Source organism: Terrimonas pollutisoli, assembly GCF_029360765.1.
Taxonomy (GTDB): domain Bacteria; phylum Bacteroidota; class Bacteroidia; order Chitinophagales; family Chitinophagaceae; genus Terrimonas_B; species Terrimonas_B pollutisoli.
In genome coordinates this window covers 94,108-109,884 of sequence record NZ_JARKNA010000007.1, presented here as the reverse complement: position 1 = coordinate 109,884, position 15,777 = coordinate 94,108, and the positions used below count along the sequence as shown (strand labels likewise).

19 protein-coding genes are annotated in these 15,777 nt (G+C 42.3%); 12 read left to right on the top strand and 7 right to left on the bottom strand.

The features are described 5' to 3' along the window. The first annotated feature begins 92 nt into the window (after positions 1-92). On the top strand, positions 93-779 hold the full coding sequence (locus P2W73_RS13975; RefSeq protein ID WP_276502681.1) for a protein-L-isoaspartate(D-aspartate) O-methyltransferase: 687 nt from the start codon (positions 93-95) through the stop codon (positions 777-779). 214 nt (positions 780-993) lie between these two features. Here the strand turns inward: P2W73_RS13975 and lpdA are convergent, their stop codons facing one another. Then, positions 994-2,397, bottom strand: a complete 1,404-nt coding sequence (lpdA, locus tag P2W73_RS13970; RefSeq protein WP_276502680.1) for a dihydrolipoyl dehydrogenase — start codon at positions 2,395-2,397, stop codon at positions 994-996. 298 nt (positions 2,398-2,695) lie between these two features. Between lpdA and rpmB the strand changes: the two genes are divergently transcribed. From rpmB to rimO, 5 genes are all read left to right on the top strand, one after another. Next, positions 2,696-2,932, top strand: coding sequence for a 50S ribosomal protein L28 (gene rpmB, locus P2W73_RS13965; protein WP_276502679.1), 237 nt, complete (start codon positions 2,696-2,698; stop codon positions 2,930-2,932). A 34-nt stretch (positions 2,933-2,966) separates the two neighbouring features. Continuing rightward, positions 2,967-3,149, top strand: coding sequence for a 50S ribosomal protein L33 (rpmG, locus tag P2W73_RS13960; RefSeq protein WP_276502678.1), 183 nt, complete (start codon positions 2,967-2,969; stop codon positions 3,147-3,149). Positions 3,150-3,180: 31 nt separating this feature from the next. After that, the gene (locus P2W73_RS13955; RefSeq protein WP_276502677.1) at positions 3,181-3,354 is read left to right on the top strand and encodes a DUF4295 family protein; all 174 of its coding nucleotides are present in this window, start codon (positions 3,181-3,183) and stop codon (positions 3,352-3,354) included. Positions 3,355-3,562: 208 nt separating this feature from the next. Beyond that, positions 3,563-4,534, top strand: coding sequence for a signal recognition particle-docking protein FtsY (gene ftsY / locus P2W73_RS13950; RefSeq protein WP_276502676.1), 972 nt, complete (start codon positions 3,563-3,565; stop codon positions 4,532-4,534). Beyond that, on the top strand, positions 4,534-5,844 hold the full coding sequence (gene rimO, locus P2W73_RS13945) for a 30S ribosomal protein S12 methylthiotransferase RimO (RefSeq protein ID WP_276502675.1): 1,311 nt from the start codon (positions 4,534-4,536) through the stop codon (positions 5,842-5,844). Before ftsY ends, rimO begins: the two co-directional genes overlap by 1 nt. Before the next feature lie 285 nt (positions 5,845-6,129). Here rimO and P2W73_RS13940 read toward each other — a convergent pair whose 3' ends face one another. Beyond that, positions 6,130-6,456 carry a VOC family protein gene (locus P2W73_RS13940; RefSeq protein ID WP_276502674.1) on the bottom strand — a complete coding sequence of 109 codons (327 nt, stop codon included), beginning with the start codon at positions 6,454-6,456 and terminating at the stop codon, positions 6,130-6,132. 285 nt (positions 6,457-6,741) lie between these two features. Between P2W73_RS13940 and P2W73_RS13935 the strand changes: the two genes are divergently transcribed. Together P2W73_RS13935 and P2W73_RS26435 are read left to right on the top strand one after the other, a co-directional pair. Continuing rightward, positions 6,742-6,912 carry a hypothetical protein gene (locus P2W73_RS13935; protein ID WP_276502673.1) on the top strand — a complete coding sequence of 57 codons (171 nt, stop codon included), beginning with the start codon at positions 6,742-6,744 and terminating at the stop codon, positions 6,910-6,912. After that, complete coding sequence (locus P2W73_RS26435; protein WP_338116872.1) at positions 6,909-7,187, top strand: hypothetical protein; 279 nt, start codon at positions 6,909-6,911, stop codon at positions 7,185-7,187. The genes P2W73_RS13935 and P2W73_RS26435 overlap by 4 nt, the downstream gene beginning before the upstream one ends. Before the next feature lie 101 nt (positions 7,188-7,288). Here P2W73_RS26435 and P2W73_RS13925 read toward each other — a convergent pair whose 3' ends face one another. The 5 genes from P2W73_RS13925 to P2W73_RS13905 form a co-directional block, all read right to left on the bottom strand. Next, positions 7,289-8,206, bottom strand: coding sequence for a hypothetical protein (locus P2W73_RS13925; RefSeq protein WP_276502671.1), 918 nt, complete (start codon positions 8,204-8,206; stop codon positions 7,289-7,291). A 6-nt stretch (positions 8,207-8,212) separates the two neighbouring features. Continuing rightward, positions 8,213-8,635, bottom strand: coding sequence for a DM13 domain-containing protein (locus tag P2W73_RS13920; protein WP_276502670.1), 423 nt, complete (start codon positions 8,633-8,635; stop codon positions 8,213-8,215). 221 nt (positions 8,636-8,856) lie between these two features. Next, positions 8,857-10,038: a lactonase family protein gene (locus tag P2W73_RS13915; RefSeq protein WP_276502669.1), complete on the bottom strand. Its 1,182-nt coding sequence runs from the start codon at positions 10,036-10,038 to the stop codon at positions 8,857-8,859. A 104-nt stretch (positions 10,039-10,142) separates the two neighbouring features. After that, complete coding sequence (locus P2W73_RS13910) at positions 10,143-11,369, bottom strand: porin family protein (protein ID WP_276502668.1); 1,227 nt, start codon at positions 11,367-11,369, stop codon at positions 10,143-10,145. Next, a complete protein-coding gene (locus P2W73_RS13905) occupies positions 11,357-11,929 on the bottom strand; it encodes an RNA polymerase sigma factor (RefSeq protein WP_276502667.1) in 573 nt (190 codons plus the stop codon). Before P2W73_RS13905 ends, P2W73_RS13910 begins: the two co-directional genes overlap by 13 nt. A 535-nt stretch (positions 11,930-12,464) precedes the next feature. Between P2W73_RS13905 and P2W73_RS13900 the strand changes: the two genes are divergently transcribed. The 4 genes from P2W73_RS13900 (at position 12,465) to P2W73_RS13885 (ending at position 15,521) form a co-directional block, all read left to right on the top strand. Beyond that, positions 12,465-13,058: a 3-keto-disaccharide hydrolase gene (locus P2W73_RS13900; protein ID WP_276502666.1), complete on the top strand. Its 594-nt coding sequence runs from the start codon at positions 12,465-12,467 to the stop codon at positions 13,056-13,058. Positions 13,059-13,184: 126 nt separating this feature from the next. Beyond that, positions 13,185-14,081 carry a DnaJ C-terminal domain-containing protein gene (locus P2W73_RS13895; RefSeq protein WP_276502665.1) on the top strand — a complete coding sequence of 299 codons (897 nt, stop codon included), beginning with the start codon at positions 13,185-13,187 and terminating at the stop codon, positions 14,079-14,081. Between the two features lie 4 nt (positions 14,082-14,085). Then, a complete protein-coding gene (locus P2W73_RS13890; protein WP_276502664.1) occupies positions 14,086-14,391 on the top strand; it encodes a chaperone modulator CbpM in 306 nt (101 codons plus the stop codon). Positions 14,392-14,426: 35 nt separating this feature from the next. Next, positions 14,427-15,521: a Gfo/Idh/MocA family protein gene (locus P2W73_RS13885; RefSeq protein ID WP_276502663.1), complete on the top strand. Its 1,095-nt coding sequence runs from the start codon at positions 14,427-14,429 to the stop codon at positions 15,519-15,521. The last annotated feature ends 256 nt before the right edge of the window (positions 15,522-15,777 follow it).

Genomic DNA, 15,777 nt, shown 5'->3' with positions numbered 1-15,777 from the left:
AAGTTTTACCTGTTATTACAGAAAAGCAATAACTCTTTTTCTCTTTTACTCTTAGCTTTTCTTTTGTCCTCTTAGCTTATCTTGCGGCTGCTATGAGAAGGCCAACAGAAGATACATATCGTCATAAGGGATTACGCAAGAAATTAGTTGATACGGTCAGAACTAAAGGTATCACGGATGAAAAAGTGTTGAACGCTATCAATAATATTCCCCGTCATTTCTTTTTAGATTCTGCCTTTGATGAACTGGCCTACGAAGACAGGGCTTTTCCTATCGGTGAAGGTCAAACCATTTCACAACCGTATACGGTAGCCTACCAAACACAGTTGCTGGAATTAAAACCTTTTCTGAAAGTATTAGAAATAGGCACCGGCAGTGCTTACCAGGCAACGGTGCTTGCAGAAATGGGTGCACAAGTGTATACTATCGAGCGGCAGAAAAAGCTGTTTGATGAAAACAAAAAGTTTGACTTCTTAAAGAAATATCATTCGATCAAATTTTTTTATGGAGATGGCTATGAAGGGTTGCCGACCTATGCACCCTTTGACCGGGTGCTCATTACTGCTGCTGCACCCGAGATTCCACAAAAACTAATTGACCAGTTAAAACCCGGTGGCATGATGGTGATTCCTGTAGGCATGGGCGAAGTGCAGCGGATGATGCGTATCACCAAACTGGATAATGGCGCATTAAAGGAAGAGGTCTTTGACAATTTTTCCTTTGTACCCATGCTGGGTGGAAAGAATAATTCGAACCACGATTTTGGGGATTTTGAATGATTTTTGGGAAAAATTAAGCCGCCACATCCTTAAACTATTCAATCAGGAAAGTGTACCGAACAAATGTAAACGGCCTGATAGCATAACAAACACTTTTTAAGCTAGGGCTGCGGATAGGTGGTCCCGACGTGTTGGGATCGGGAGGAGGCCCAAAAAAAGGGATTACAAGTTTCCTCGTAATCCCATAAATCTCATAAATCCTCGTTCAGACAGACTATAAATGTATCGCTTCACCCAGTGCCACTTCAATCGCATCTTTCACACTTTCACTAATAGTTGGGTGCGGGTGGATGCTGTTTAGTATTTCGTGATGCGTAGTTTCCAACTTGCGGCCTACAACGGTTTCAATAATGATCTCTGTCACATTATAGCCGATCATATGGGTTCCGAGCCACTCGCCGTATTTGGCATCAAAGATCACTTTTACAAAACCTTCACCATGTCCTGCAGCAGAAGCTTTTCCGGAAGCACTTAACGGGAACTTGCCCACCTTCACTTCATAGCCGGCATCCTTTGCTTGTTTTTCTGTGTAACCAACAGAAGCTACTTCGGGGTAGCAATACGTACAGCCCGGGACATTGTTATAGTCCAGCGCTTCAGGCTGATGATTGAATTTCTTTTCAGCGTAACCAATAGCTTCTACGCAAATGATGGCTTCTTTGCTGGCTACGTGGGCCAAAGCCTGACCAGGGACACAATCGCCGATCGCATATACTCCGGGTACATTTGTTTGATAATATTTATCAACCAGTATGCGGCCCTTATCTGTTTTGATACCCATTTCTTCCAAACCTATGCCTTCGATATTCGCGGCAATGCCCACAGCGCTTAATAAAATATCAGCTTCGAGGGTCTTTTCGCCATCCGCCGTTTTTACTTTCGCTTTCACACCGGCGCCTGAAGTATCTACGGATGTTACTTCGCTGCTCACCATGATCTCGATGCCTTGCTTTTTCAAATTCTTGTCGAGTTCTTTGGAGATATCCTCATCCTCAACAGGAACAACTCTTGGCAGGAATTCAACAATCGTCACTTTGGTGCCCATGCTATTATAGAAGTAGCCAAACTCAACACCGATAGCACCGCTTCCTACAACAATGATGGATTTAGGCTGGGTCGGCAGGTTCATCGCTTCACGATAACCGATGATCTTTTTGCCATCCTGTTTCAGTGAAGGAAGCTCACGGCTTCTGCCTCCTGTTGCAATGATGATATGCCTGGTTTCTACGGTTTGTTTTTTCCCGTCGGCAGCGGTCACTTCCACTTTTCCTTTAGCCACCACTTTGCCAAAACCCATCAACACATCAATCTTATTTTTACGCATCAGGAATTGAACACCTTTGCTCATTTTATCAGCCACACCGCGACTGCGTTTAATAACGGCTTCAAAATTCACTGTGCCGCTGGCTTCGATTCCGAAGTCTTTTGAATGCTTAATATCTTCATATACCTGGGCACTTTTCAATAATGCTTTGGTGGGAATACATCCCCAGTTAAGACAAATACCTCCGAGGCTTTCTTTTTCAATGATCGCTGTTTTCAGACCTAATTGAGATGCACGGATAGCAGCCACATAACCACCGGGCCCGCTACCGATTACCACTACATCGTATGCCATAGCTTAATTTGATTGTGTTTTAAGTTATCCCGGGTGAGAATCACCGGGCTGTTGAATACAAATGAGTGGCGAAACTACTTGAAAGCAGGCAATTAGGCAAAAATGGCCGGCGAGCCGGCGAAATAAGAGTAACAACTGTTCGGATAAACGATGGGCAATCAAAACCTTAATTTTGCGGATCAGAGTGGTTGAATGGGAGCGTTTCCGGCTTTTGTAAAGAATTTCGAAAAAAACTTTTCATGAGCTTCTAGTTTCTAGCTTGATATCCCTACCTTTGCCGTCCTAAATTTCGATCGTCATGGCAAGAGTATGTCAGGTTACAGGTAAGACACCAATCGGGGGACACAAAGTTTCTCACTCTAATATCAAGAGCAAACGTCGTTTTCTGCCCAATTTGCAGAAAAAAAGGTTTTACCTTGTAGAAGAAGACAAATGGATCACCCTGAAATTGTCTACGGATGCTATCCGTACTATCAATAAGAATGGTCTTTACAGCGTAGTAAAGGAAATGAGAGCAAAAGGAGAAAAAATCTAACACACCCTGGCAAAAGGGCAAAAAGCGAATAAAAATGGCAAAGAAAGGAAACCGTGTACAGGTTATTATGGAATGCACTGAGCACAAAAACAGTGGTCAGCCTGGTACCAGCCGTTATATCACGGTAAAAAACAAAAAGAACAATCCTGAGAGACTGGAGTTGAAAAAGTACAACCCCATCCTGAAGAAAGTGACTGTTCACAAAGAGATTAAGTAAATCAATTTGAAAATTTTCAAATTAGCATAACATGGCAAAAGCAACTTCAAAAAACGCTAAGGTAAAAGACGTTAAAGCATCAGCAGAGGCAAAAAACTGGACAAAAGTTGTCAAAGCTGTTCGCAGTCCTAAAACCGGTGCCTACTCTTTCAAAGAGCAAATTGTGCACAAGGATAAAGTAAAAGACTTTTTAGCTCAGAAATAAGTACCCCCATCCCCTAAAGGGGAGTAATGATATCAGCTGTCATGCCCTTTGGTGTGATGGCTTTTTTCTTTTATACTGCTGCTAATTTTATGCAAATAATTTCTTTAGGTCCATTTGCATGAATGGTGTTTGCGATAATTGTTTTGACGGTTGTTTTTATCATAATAAAACGAAGCCGGAAGGGTCAATAAATAAATAAATAAGCAAAATGGGGTTTTTTAATAAACTATTTGGTAAAAAGGAAAAAGAAAGTCTTGACCAGGGTTTGCAAAAAACCAAGGAAGGCTTTTTTTCAAAAATAACAAAAGCTATTGCCGGTAAAAGCACCGTTGACGAGGAAGTACTGGATGACCTGGAAGAGGCGTTGGTCAGCGCAGATGTAGGTATTGAAACAACGGTAAAGATCATTGACCGGATCGAAAAACGGGTTTCAAAAGATAAATACATGAACTCCGGTGAGCTGAATAAAATGCTGCAGGAAGAGATTGAAGCGCTGCTGGTTGACGCACCACATTCGAACAGCTATGCATTTGATTCGGAACTGCCGACAAAACCGTATATCATACTGGTGGTCGGTGTAAACGGTGTGGGTAAGACTACAACAATAGGCAAGCTGGCCTATAATTTTAAAAAAGCGGGCAAGAGTGTGTTGATGGGAGCCGCTGACACCTTTCGTGCCGCTGCGGTTGATCAATTGACCATTTGGAGTGAAAGAGCAGGAGTGCCAATTGTAAAACAGGACATGGGCAGCGATCCGGCAGCAGTGGCTTTTGACACTGTGCAAAGTGCGATAGCAAAGAAAAGCGAGGTGGTATTGATCGACACCGCTGGTCGCTTGCATAATAAGGCCCATTTAATGGATGAATTGAACAAGATCAAAAGAGTGATTCAAAAAACAATACCTGATGCTCCACATGAAGTTCTTTTAGTATTGGACGGAAGTACAGGACAAAATGCAGTGGAGCAGGCAAAACATTTTACCGCCACTACAGATGTATCAGCATTGGCAATTACTAAGCTCGATGGTACAGCAAAAGGCGGGGTGGTATTGGCTATTGCCAACCAATTTAAAATACCGGTGAAGTTTATTGGCGTAGGAGAAAAAATGGAAGATCTGCTGGTGTTCGATAAACATGAGTTTGTGGATAGTTTATTTAATCTCGAAAGAAAAGAGGCGTAATGAAGACGAAGACATTAAAAAAAGATAAAGTCAATATCATCACTCTCGGGTGCAGCAAGAACATGGTGGATAGCGAAGTGCTGAGTGGCCAATTGAAGGCTAATGATATCAATGTAGTGCATGAGAATAAAAAGCTTGATCACAATATCGTAGTTGTGAATACCTGCGGCTTTATTGACAAGGCGAAAGAAGAAAGCATCAATACCATTCTTGACCAGGTGGAGTTGAAACGTCGTGGTAAGCTGGACAAAGTGTATGTGACAGGCTGCTTAAGCGAACGCTATAAAAACAACCTGGAAGCCGAGATACCCGAAGTAGATGCCTATTTCGGAACCATGGAATTGCCGTTGATTCTAAAACAGTTTGAAGCGGACTACAAAACAGAATTAGTTGGAGAAAGATTGCTTGCAACGCCACAGCATTATGCCTACATGAAAATCTCAGAAGGCTGTAATCGTACCTGTTCGTTTTGCGCCATTCCCCTGATGCGTGGGCAACATATCAGTAAGCCAATTGAAGAATTGATAAAAGAAGCAGAAGGCTTAGTGAAAAAAGGTGTGAAGGAGGTAATGTTGATTGCCCAGGAGCTCACGTATTACGGTCTTGATATTTATAAAAAGAGAATGTTACCTGATTTGCTGCGTCGTTTGTCCGACGTGAAAGGCCTGGAGTGGATCCGGTTGCATTATGCTTATCCTTCCAAGTTTCCGATGGAGATTTTGGATGCGATGAAGGAAAGGGATAATATCTGCAATTACCTGGATATGCCTTTGCAACATGCGGCCAACAACATGCTCAAAGCAATGAAACGGCAGATAACGAGGGAAGAAATGGAGGACCTGACTGCCGCTATTCGTGAAAAAGTTCCCGGTATTTGTTTGCGTACAACATTGATCTCAGGCTTTCCCGGTGAAACGCTGGATGATGTGGAAGAGTTAAAAGGATTTCTCGAACGGCAGCGGTTTGATCGTGTTGGCATTTTCACCTATTCGCATGAAGAAGGTACGTCGGCCCATGACCTGGTTGATGATGTGCCACAGGAAGAGAAGGAGAGAAGGGCCCAGGATATTATGGAGACACAACAGGAAATTTCTTATGAATTGAACCAGCAGAAGGTGGGCAAAGTTTTCAAGACAATTATCGATAAAAAAGAAGCCGGCCGTTACCTGGGTCGTACCGAGTTTGATAGTGTTGAGGTAGATAACGAAGTGGTCATTCACACCAAGAAAAAATTGTCATTAGGCGAGTTTGTGAATGTGAAGATCACAAAGGCATACGACTACGATTTGGAAGGAGAGGTCATAAGCTGAGACTTTTGCTGAAGCTGATGTGGTAGATATTGAGCCCGGCTTCGCACTGTAGTACCGTCCCCTCGTCCTGAGCTTGTCGAAGGATGGGAGAGGGATAAGGGTCAGACGATAAATGTTTGATTCCGGCCGTAGCGTCGGAGGAGAGGCCAATTACCAAGGCATATGATTATGATTTGGAAGGGGAAGTAGTTGAATGAAGCCTCCTCCTGAACTACGTCGGAGGAGGCCATCGGCACGCAAGCCTGTCTTGCGATTACTCAAAAAAAAATCCAGAGCTACTTTTACTCATTTCATAGAGTGAAGAGCCACTTTGTTTCCTTCGCTGTCTGTAAAGTGGGCCATAAAACCGTTCGGTCCAATAGAGGTCTTTGGCAACAGGATTTTGCCCCCTGCCTTCTCTACCTTTGAAAGCGGTACAGCTAAATCATCTCCTCCGTTCAGGTAAATTAAAGTTCCTTTATCAGAAGGTTCATAACTTTCACCCTGAACAATTCCTCCACCCACACCGTTTTGCATATCAGCAGGCAACATACCATATTTAAAATCCGGGCGTGGCATTTCTGTAACCGGTTCGCCAAAAATTGTTTCATAAAATTTTTTTTGCTCTTGCAAAATCCTTTACCGGTATTTCAAACCAGTTGATTGCATTTTTCATTTTGTTTGGTTTTGATTATTTGTAAATGAAGTTATCATTGCATGGGAAACGACTCCATAAATTCCCTCGGGTCGTAGTAAATGCTATATGTTTTCAATTTGTTATTTTCAACAGGCAACCATTCTGCTATAGCCATTTTGAATATTTTACCCCGGCCAGTGAAGTTTAAAATACTCCAATGCTTATTGTCAGTTCTGGAATGATTTGTGTGACGTTTTATAAGAGAAACAAAAATAAATAATATGGCGGGCAAATTAATACAGGCTTTTTTAGCCGGTATTACGGCAACCGCAGTTATGACAGCAGTTGGATTGGCAGCGCCTGCAATAGGTTTTCCAAAACTGAATCCCGCCGAGATGTTATCCGCAATGCTGGATGTTCAATTGTCATCGGTTATGTTATCCATTTTATGATCGGGATAATTTTCGCATCAGCATATGTCTACTGGTTCAACGGAATTGTAAGAATTCAGAGTAAGGTTTTGAAAGGAACAGTATTCGGCGTTGCAGTATTTGTATTCGCTCAAATTATGTTGTGGTTAATTGGAATGCTGATACCCGTACCAGAGATGGGAGAGGCAATGCTTGTAATGATTGCTTCCTTGATTGGCCATTTGGTATATGGAATTGTTGTCGGACTCGTCGTGCCTTTCCAATACCAGGCAAAACAACAACCTGTCATGCAGTGACAGGGTTGTCATTGAAGAGATTATTATTCAGCTGGTGTAATCATTTTATCCAGCACATGTGTGGAATTTTTTGCCGATTTTAGCCACTAAGAGTCTTTCTGTTAGAATCGGAAACGATACTGAATATTCACCACGACACTTCTTGTTAATCCATCCGATCTTGTATCCCTTACAACAAATGGAGCCGCAACGATCAGCTCGAGATCATTTTCGTTGTGAAATCGTTTTGTTGCGATAATGCCGGCATTCATCGTTAATCCATCAGAGCCTTTTATTTTTTGACGCATGCCAAGCCTGTTTTCATAACTGTCTTCACCAAGATGATAAATGGCCAGTATGTTTGGCTTCAGCGTAATGGAAGATTGTTTGAAATAAAAGTAGTGGCCAAGTCGCAGCAATGCATCACTTTTTCTTTTAAAATTATTAGTAGCCGCAAAATGGCTGATGCGTGGATCGGTGTATTCATCAGGGAAAAAAGTATTTTTATTTTTATGTATCACGGGAATTTGTATGCCTGCATTTAATTCCCATTTCTCTTTGATGATGTAGTTGATTCCTTCAACTATGTCAAATGTGCCGACGCTGGATTGATAGTCCAATGGAAGCGGTTTGCCTTCATCATTTTTATCGTTGGCATGAGATAAAGGAATTTTTACTCCGCTTAATAAACTAAGCCGGTTACTGTTTTTTGTTTTTACAGCATAGTTGACGAAGCCGAATATATCTCCCACATTAAATGTAGAGCCTAAAAAACCGCTGGCATAAACCGCTGTCATTTTTACCTGCCCGCTGATACGATTGTTAAATCTTACTGCATATTCCAGGTAAGGATTAAAAGTATTGGTACTTTGCTCACCTGCTCCATAATTGGCGCCAATCGCTAATGAATATTTTTTTGATGCTGAAGGAGCATTGGTCTTCAGTATGCCAAGACTGCAAAAGCCGGCATCGCTGCAACCCTGTGCCCGGAGTTTATTACTGATGACGAGACAGCATAACACAAACAACAAATGCTTCATAGATCGTTACTGTTTTAACTGAGCGAATCCAAAAAGATGGTTGTATTGCTGGCAATGAATTAATGCAAAGCTATAATCCTTTATGTTTACAGATGATGGTATAGGATATACCTGGTTGCCTGATGTTGACTTCAATGAGCCGAGATTAACAAAGTTTACCGGTTGCTTTTCTTTGCTTAAATATACTTTAAGGTCGGGGCCGTTGCTGCTGGAAAAATTTTCAAGTGCCAGTTCATAGTTATCTCCTGGTTTATAAATTTTTGCCTTGCCGCTCACACTGCCATACGGGCCATTGGAAAACGAGCCGCAGTCAATAGCCATGGCAGCCGTACCTGGTGTTTCATTCAGCGGGGTGGTGGATGTGGTTTCTTTTTTGCAACCGGTTATAAAAAGTACCGTGCAGGCAAAAAAATAAATGAACTGTTTCATAGTGCTGTTTTCTTTTTATAAATACAGAAGCGGCTGTCTTAACCCTAAGGCGCTTGTTTTCTCCGCTGTCCGCTCATTTCACCCTGCCAGCCAACATCTCTGCATAAAGAGATTTTTTTAAGACAGTCGCTTCTGTGGTGATCGTTCTGCCGGTGGTTCAAACCGGCGGTATGTTCGCATCATGATGGTGAATGAAAATAAATTCATCCCGGCGATATGACTTAGTCGGCCGCAAGCCCGGTAGCGCCAGCCGGTAATCCCGGCACAGTCTGAATAGAGCCTAAACTACTGGTTGCTGATACGGTAAATGCGCTGATGCTATGCCCACCGGCATTAAGAACGTACAAAAATTTTGAGTTGCTGGTTAATGCGGCGTCAATAGGACCAGCAGGCGTAGTGGCAGCTATGGCATCGCGGAGGTCTATATCACCCGAGAATGGATTTACGTCAAATGACGTAAGGTTGTTACTGCCGGTATTGGTTGTATAAGCATAGATGCCGTCATTCGTTAGCACTACCCAACAGGCTGCACTTTGTCCCGCGCCTACGGATCCATCCACCAGAGAAATTTCACCAGTGGGTTGTATGCGATACGATGAAAGTACACTGGCCCCCGGCGCCCCACCCACTGCTTCCGACACAAAGATGAGCCCACGTTTTCCGGTTGCAAATCCAAACGGCGTTGGGCTCGATGAGATTGTGGTATGCATATCTCCTGGAATGCCCCACTCATTCACAGTATAAGTCGTAATGGTGTTGGTAGCTTTCTCCGTTATCACCAGTACTTTGCCGCTACGTACAAATGAAATTTGTGCAGGGCCGGTTGGTGCGGCGACACTCAGCGGCCGGGTGGAGTTTGCAATGGGCTGAAGTTTTCCGTTGTTGAGCAGCTTGAATCCTGAAATGTTTCCATTGCCTCCGGCATTTAATACAAATACCAGGTCGTCATGTACGGTAACGCTAACAGGCTGCATACCACCGGAGCTGACTGTTGATTTCAGATTGAGCCCGTTGCCTGTCACCTTCAGCGATGATACAGTATTGCTGCCTGCATTAACTGCCAATACTATCTTACCATCCTTCGTTAACGCCACTGCGCCCTGGTTTCCCAGGCCGGCTCCTGTACCGTTGCCACCGGCGGAAAAAGACGATAAAAAACTGAGTTGACCGTTATCAGCACGGCGATAAACCAATACATTATTACCATCGGCCTGGTTGCTCAACGTATAAACATGTCCTGGGCCGTTTTCATGTTTGTCTCCGTGTGAACCACGGGCGGCAACTGCATCCGCTTCTTCGGATATATTATTTGATTCTGGGACAAGACGGCCATCTTTACGACAAGCAGCAAACAGCAGCGAAAAAATAAATGTAATTCCAATAAGTTTTATTACCTGTTTCATAACATCGTTTTTACAATTGGTTAAAAAATTTTTACCTCAGGATGTAGTTATCCTGCTCCGGTTGATAACCGGGTTAATGATCTTCAACAAATGGAAGGTGGTTGTTAATTAAAAGATTTAATTATGCCCAGTCTTATGCCTGAGCTTTTCATGGGCATGGAGCCGACACCCATGCCTTTTAATGGAATTTGTAGGTACGGTTCTATACGTATATGATCCGATTTGCCGATTTTAAATTCGTAGCCTGCACTGAAATCAAGCGTTGCCGCGGCAGATCTTGACCTGTTCTTATACGAGCTTACCATGGATTGTTGCACGCCATTTATGGCTACGAGATAATTATTTTTTTCATTGGTATTTATAAAAGAGCTAAGTCCCGCCGTGGAAAAAAAGTGATGGTTTAATTGCCGCAAAAAATCATACTTCAGTTTTACAGGAATTTCCAGCATTACATTTTTTCCTTCGATGCTGAGGATTTCCATTCCCTGCGGCATTGAACCCATCTTGTCCATGCTGAAATATTTTCCCGTGCTGAAATAAGGTTTTTTTGCAAACAACAACCCTGACTCAATTGACCAATGAGCGTTAAACCTGTAGCCTCCAACAAGTCCCGCACTGAAACCTGTTTTTTTCAATCCCTGGTTTTTTACTTCGTCAAACAGTGGCCCGGTTACAACGCCTGCATATAATCCTTTTCGCTGAAATATTTCTCTTTTGGTTAAAGTTGTTTCTGCCGGTGGCTGCACTTTCGGCACAGATAAATTTTTATTCTTCAATAAGGAGAGATGTTCAATTAATTCTTTGTTGTCTGTAAGGTTGATGTTATTGTAAGGATTGGAAATCCTGTTTGCTTCTGCAATTTTATAAAAAGAATTTTTTGATTGTTGATTATTTGTTCGGGGTATTGGTTCCTTAAACAGCAGCGAAGTTTTTCTGATTGCAATATCTTCATCTTCCGCCGTTGTTACAGGAAAAGGAATTTGTAGGACCGGTTGATCCTGTTCTTTCTTTCCTCCGCTTTGTTTGCTCACATCATTCTGCTTTGAAGAAGTAACAGCAGATTTTTTTTCAGGAGCTGGCTGAATGTATTGGCCTGATCCATTCTTTTTCAAAGAGCGGGTAATGATGCCATCTGCCAGCAAAAGAGATATGAAGAGTAAAAACAGGCCCGTATATTTTATAAAACCATTTTTCTTTCGCGATGCTGGTTTCTCAGCAGTGTTTGTAAGTGAAGAGACAATCGTTTCCCATCCACTTTCATTTATCTTTAGTGGATAATGTTCAGCAGCTTTTCGAAGCAGTTCATCCATATTTTGGTTTAAATCCTGCATAGCTTTTCCTCCTCCATTTTTTTGATGCTTGTCTGCAATAAGAGTCTTGCTTTCGAAAGATTTGATTTGGATGTGCCAATGGCTATATTCATTATATCAGCAATTTCGCTGTGGCTGTAGCCATCAATCACATATAGGTTAAACGCAGCCCGATAAGCCGGCGGCAATTCTTTGATGAGAATGATAAGGTCTTTGTAAAGCAGCAACTGGCCTGCATCCTGGTTACTGTCTGGTATATCCCAAACCCATTCGGGAATACCGCCTATTTCAGGCAGCATATTTCCCCTTCTTAATTCATCAATCGCAACGTTGATCATGATCCTTTTCATCCACCCCATCCATATTTTTTCAATGTCATCATCGTTATCTGTCCTGAATTTTGAAATACCGGCGAATAATTTTACAAACCCATCATTTACTACATCCACCGCTTTTTCGTAACGGTAAATATACCTGAACACAATCCTGAGTGCATAACCCCGGTATTGCTCATAAAGCATCCGCTGATGTTTAGGGTCATTGGCCACGCATCCTTTTATGATTTGCCTGATATTTTCCAAAATCAGCCCGCCGGTTTTAGGATCAGCAAATAGTTGTTTGGGTCATTTCATTTTCAAAAGTCGGCAACGCTGCCGCATTTCCCCCGCACCTGTTCCTTTCTTAAAAATATACATACGGTAAAAAAGAAAAAAGGTTGCTGCATTGCTCAAATAAAAATAAATCACAGGGCAAATTGGTTGAGCACAGATCAGGGCAGACGCATTAAAGTCTGAGTAGCTTAGGACATGGATGACACGGATTATACAGATTTACACAGATTTTTTTAGACAGCATAGAATAGCAAACTCTCATACTTGGTTAAAACATTTAACTGAGTATATCCCATCAATCGGATTTTACGGATTTATCCGCCACAGGTGGATAACAAATCCGTACTGAGCTTGCCGAAGTATTATCTGTTCAACCCTTGTCATTCGTGTCCTATTTTTTTATTTTAAAATTTTTTGAGTGCACTTTAATGCGTCTGTTCCGGAACACAGATGTACCGGGAAGCAGAAATTCAAATTTTCTTATCTTACCCGGAAATTAATAATTGTGAAAAATATCGTCTTTCTTCTTACCTGTATTTGTTTGATCGGCGCAGCATCCGCACAAAAAAAGATCTTTAATGGTAAAAATCTGGATGGCTGGACTATCCATGGCACAGAGAAATGGTATGTAGAAAACAAGGAACTGGTTTGTGAAAGCGGGCCCGATAAAAATTATGGTTACTTATCAACCAATAAATCCTATAAGAATTTTGAATTGACTCTTCAGTTCAAACAGGAAGCCAATGGCAACAGCGGTGTGTTTGTCCGTTCGTCCATTGAAGGAGTAAAGATCAGCGGCTGGCAGGTAGAAGTAGCGCCGGAGGATCATCATACCGGTGGCATCTATGAATCCTACGGCAGGGGTTGGCTGATACAACCCAAAACAGAAGATGAACAATATTTAAAAACAGGAAAATGGAACAACCTCAAAATAAGAGTTGTCAATGACGAGATCACTACATGGCTCAATGGTCATCAGATGGTGTATCTGAAAGATGAAAAGATAGGAGCAGGCAATGGCTTTATTGCTTTACAAATTCATGATGGCGGTGGAATTAAAGTCAGGTGGAAAAAAATAGAGATTAAGGAATTACCCTGATAAATCGGGATCATTTAAGTGAATGGACAGCCATCGCCTGTCCATTTTTGTTTTTCAACAGGCTACTAATAAAATAAATAATTAACTTAACAGGTAATGATTTCTCAAACCGGGTAAAAATTTATTATGGAGTTTGTAGATTATTATAAAATATTGGATGTTCCCAAAAATGCGACACAGGATGAAATAAAAAAAGCTTACCGCAAACTAGCCCGGAAAATGCATCCTGATCTGAATCCAAATGACAAAGAAGCACACAAAAAATTTCAGCAAATCAATGAGGCGAATGAAGTGTTGGGTGATCCGGAAAAAAGAAAAAAGTATGACCAATATGGCAAGGATTGGCAGCATGCTGAACAGTTTGAACAGGCACGTCAGTCTCAGCAACGACCTTGGAGTACAGGTGGGGAGTCTTTTTCAGGTGATTTTAATGAAGAGGGTTTCTCTGATTTCTTTGAAGCATTATTTGGGAGATCGGGGAGGGGCGCCGGTCGGCAAACAAAATTCAGGGGGCAGGATCACCAGGCAGTTTTGCAGCTTGATTTAAAGGAAGCCTATACCACGCATCAAAAGACATTAACAGTAAATGGTAAGAACATTCGTATTACTATTCCCGCCGGCGTTGAAGATGGCCAGGTTATTAAGTTAAAAGGATATGGCGGTGCAGGTGCAAATGGCGGGCCCGCAGGTGATCTCTACATTACATTCAGTATTGCGGAGGATCCGAAGTTCAAACGTGCAGGAAATGATATCTACACAACGGCGAGTATTGATCTGTACACTGCTGTGTTGGGCGGTGAAACTGTAGTTGACACGCTGAATGGTAAAGTAAAATTAAAAGTAGCACCGGGCACGCAAAATGGATTCAAAGTAAGACTGAAAGGAAAAGGCTTCCCGGTGTATAAATCAGCGGAGCAATTTGGCGATTTGTACGTAACCTTTCACGTCAGCATACCTGTTCATCTTACTGACAAACAAAAAGAATTGTTTGCTGAATTAGCAAAATTATCTTCAAAAAATTGATCGTATGGACAACGAAGAAATGATAGCTGCCGATCTTTTTTGCGTCTCGCACAATATAGAAGTATCTTTTTTGCATTCACTATGCAGTTCAGGATTGCTGGAAGTGACTACCATAGAAAATGCAGTGTTTATTAGCCAGGACCAACTGCCCGATTTGGAGAAACTGGTTCGGTGGCATTATGATATGGATATTAATCTCGAGGGATTGGAAACCATTTCTCATTTATTGCGTCAAATTAAAGAGATGCAGCAGGAGATGCAGGACCTGAAGAGCCGGCTTGGCCTGTATGAGAAAATAGATCGACCATAACAAAAAATTATTGTTTGTCTTTTAAATAACCAACTATGAACACACGCAGGATATTCATAAAAAATTCATTCGGGGCGGTGGCTGCTCTCGGCTTGTCTGAAAATTTATTCCCGTCTGTTTTTCTTCCCGCAAAAAAAGGGAAGCTGGGCGTAGCGCTAGTCGGTCTTGGCTACTATAGCACCGATTTGCTGGCCCCTGCATTACAGCAAACAAAACATTGTTTATTGGCTGGCATTGTCACCGGCACACCCGAGAAGGCAAAGCGTTGGCAACAGCGATACAATATCTCAGAAAAGAACACTTATAACTATCAAAACTTTGAGACGATTGCCAATAACCCGGATATAGATGTAGTATATGTTGTATTGCCTCCATCAATGCATGCGGAATATGTTGTCAAGGCTGCCAATGCCGGTAAGCATGTATGGTGCGAAAAACCAATGGCAGTTACTGCTGCCGAATGCAGGCAGATGATCAATGCCTGCAACAAGAATAAAGTAAAACTGAGCATAGGATATCGCATGCAGCATGAAGCAAACACGCAGAAAATTATCCAGTTTAGAAAAGACAAAGTATATGGTGATATCACCAATGTTTCGGTTGCCGCCGGATATTTTGATACCCGTACGGATCACTGGAAACAAAAAAAAGCAATGGGCGGAGGCTCCATGTACGATATGGGAGTGTATCCGCTGAATGCAGCACGGTATGTAACCGGCGAAGAGCCCATTGCTGTAACCGCCAAACAAAGTACTACACGGCCTCAAATCTATACGGAAGTTGACGAGACAATGCAGTTTACGCTTGAATTTCCCAGCGGCGCAATAGCCAATTGCGAAACAAGTTTTGGAAAGAATATGAATACGCTTTCGGTAAAATGTAAAAACGGGGGATACAAGTTAGAGCCATTCCAGGCGTATAGCGGCGTCAGTGGAACTACCAGTGACGGAATACAGCTAATAGCCTCACCGCTCAATCAACAGGCAAAGCAAATGGATGATGATGCACTGGCTATCATTCAAAATAAAGCTGTGCTGGTGCCAGGTGAAGAAGGACTAAAGGACATCGCCATTGTAGAAGCTATTTACCGGTCAGTAAAAGAAAACAGCCGGGTAATGATCAGGCATTGACCAGCCACAGGTTTTACACAGAGGCTACGAAGGTTTTTCTCTGTGCACTCTGGCCATCTTTGTATTCTCTGTGGTTATATTTTCTACTTCGCATAGCGACAAATTGGAATACACTCACTAGCCCCGGCATGTATAGCCGGGGGTTATCATGTGGCTTAGCTCTTTAATCCCGGCAGCGTCATAGCCATTGGTATAATGTCCGACGATAAATGTCGGACTCAGACCAAAGTGTCCGAGCCGACAGACATTGCTGAAG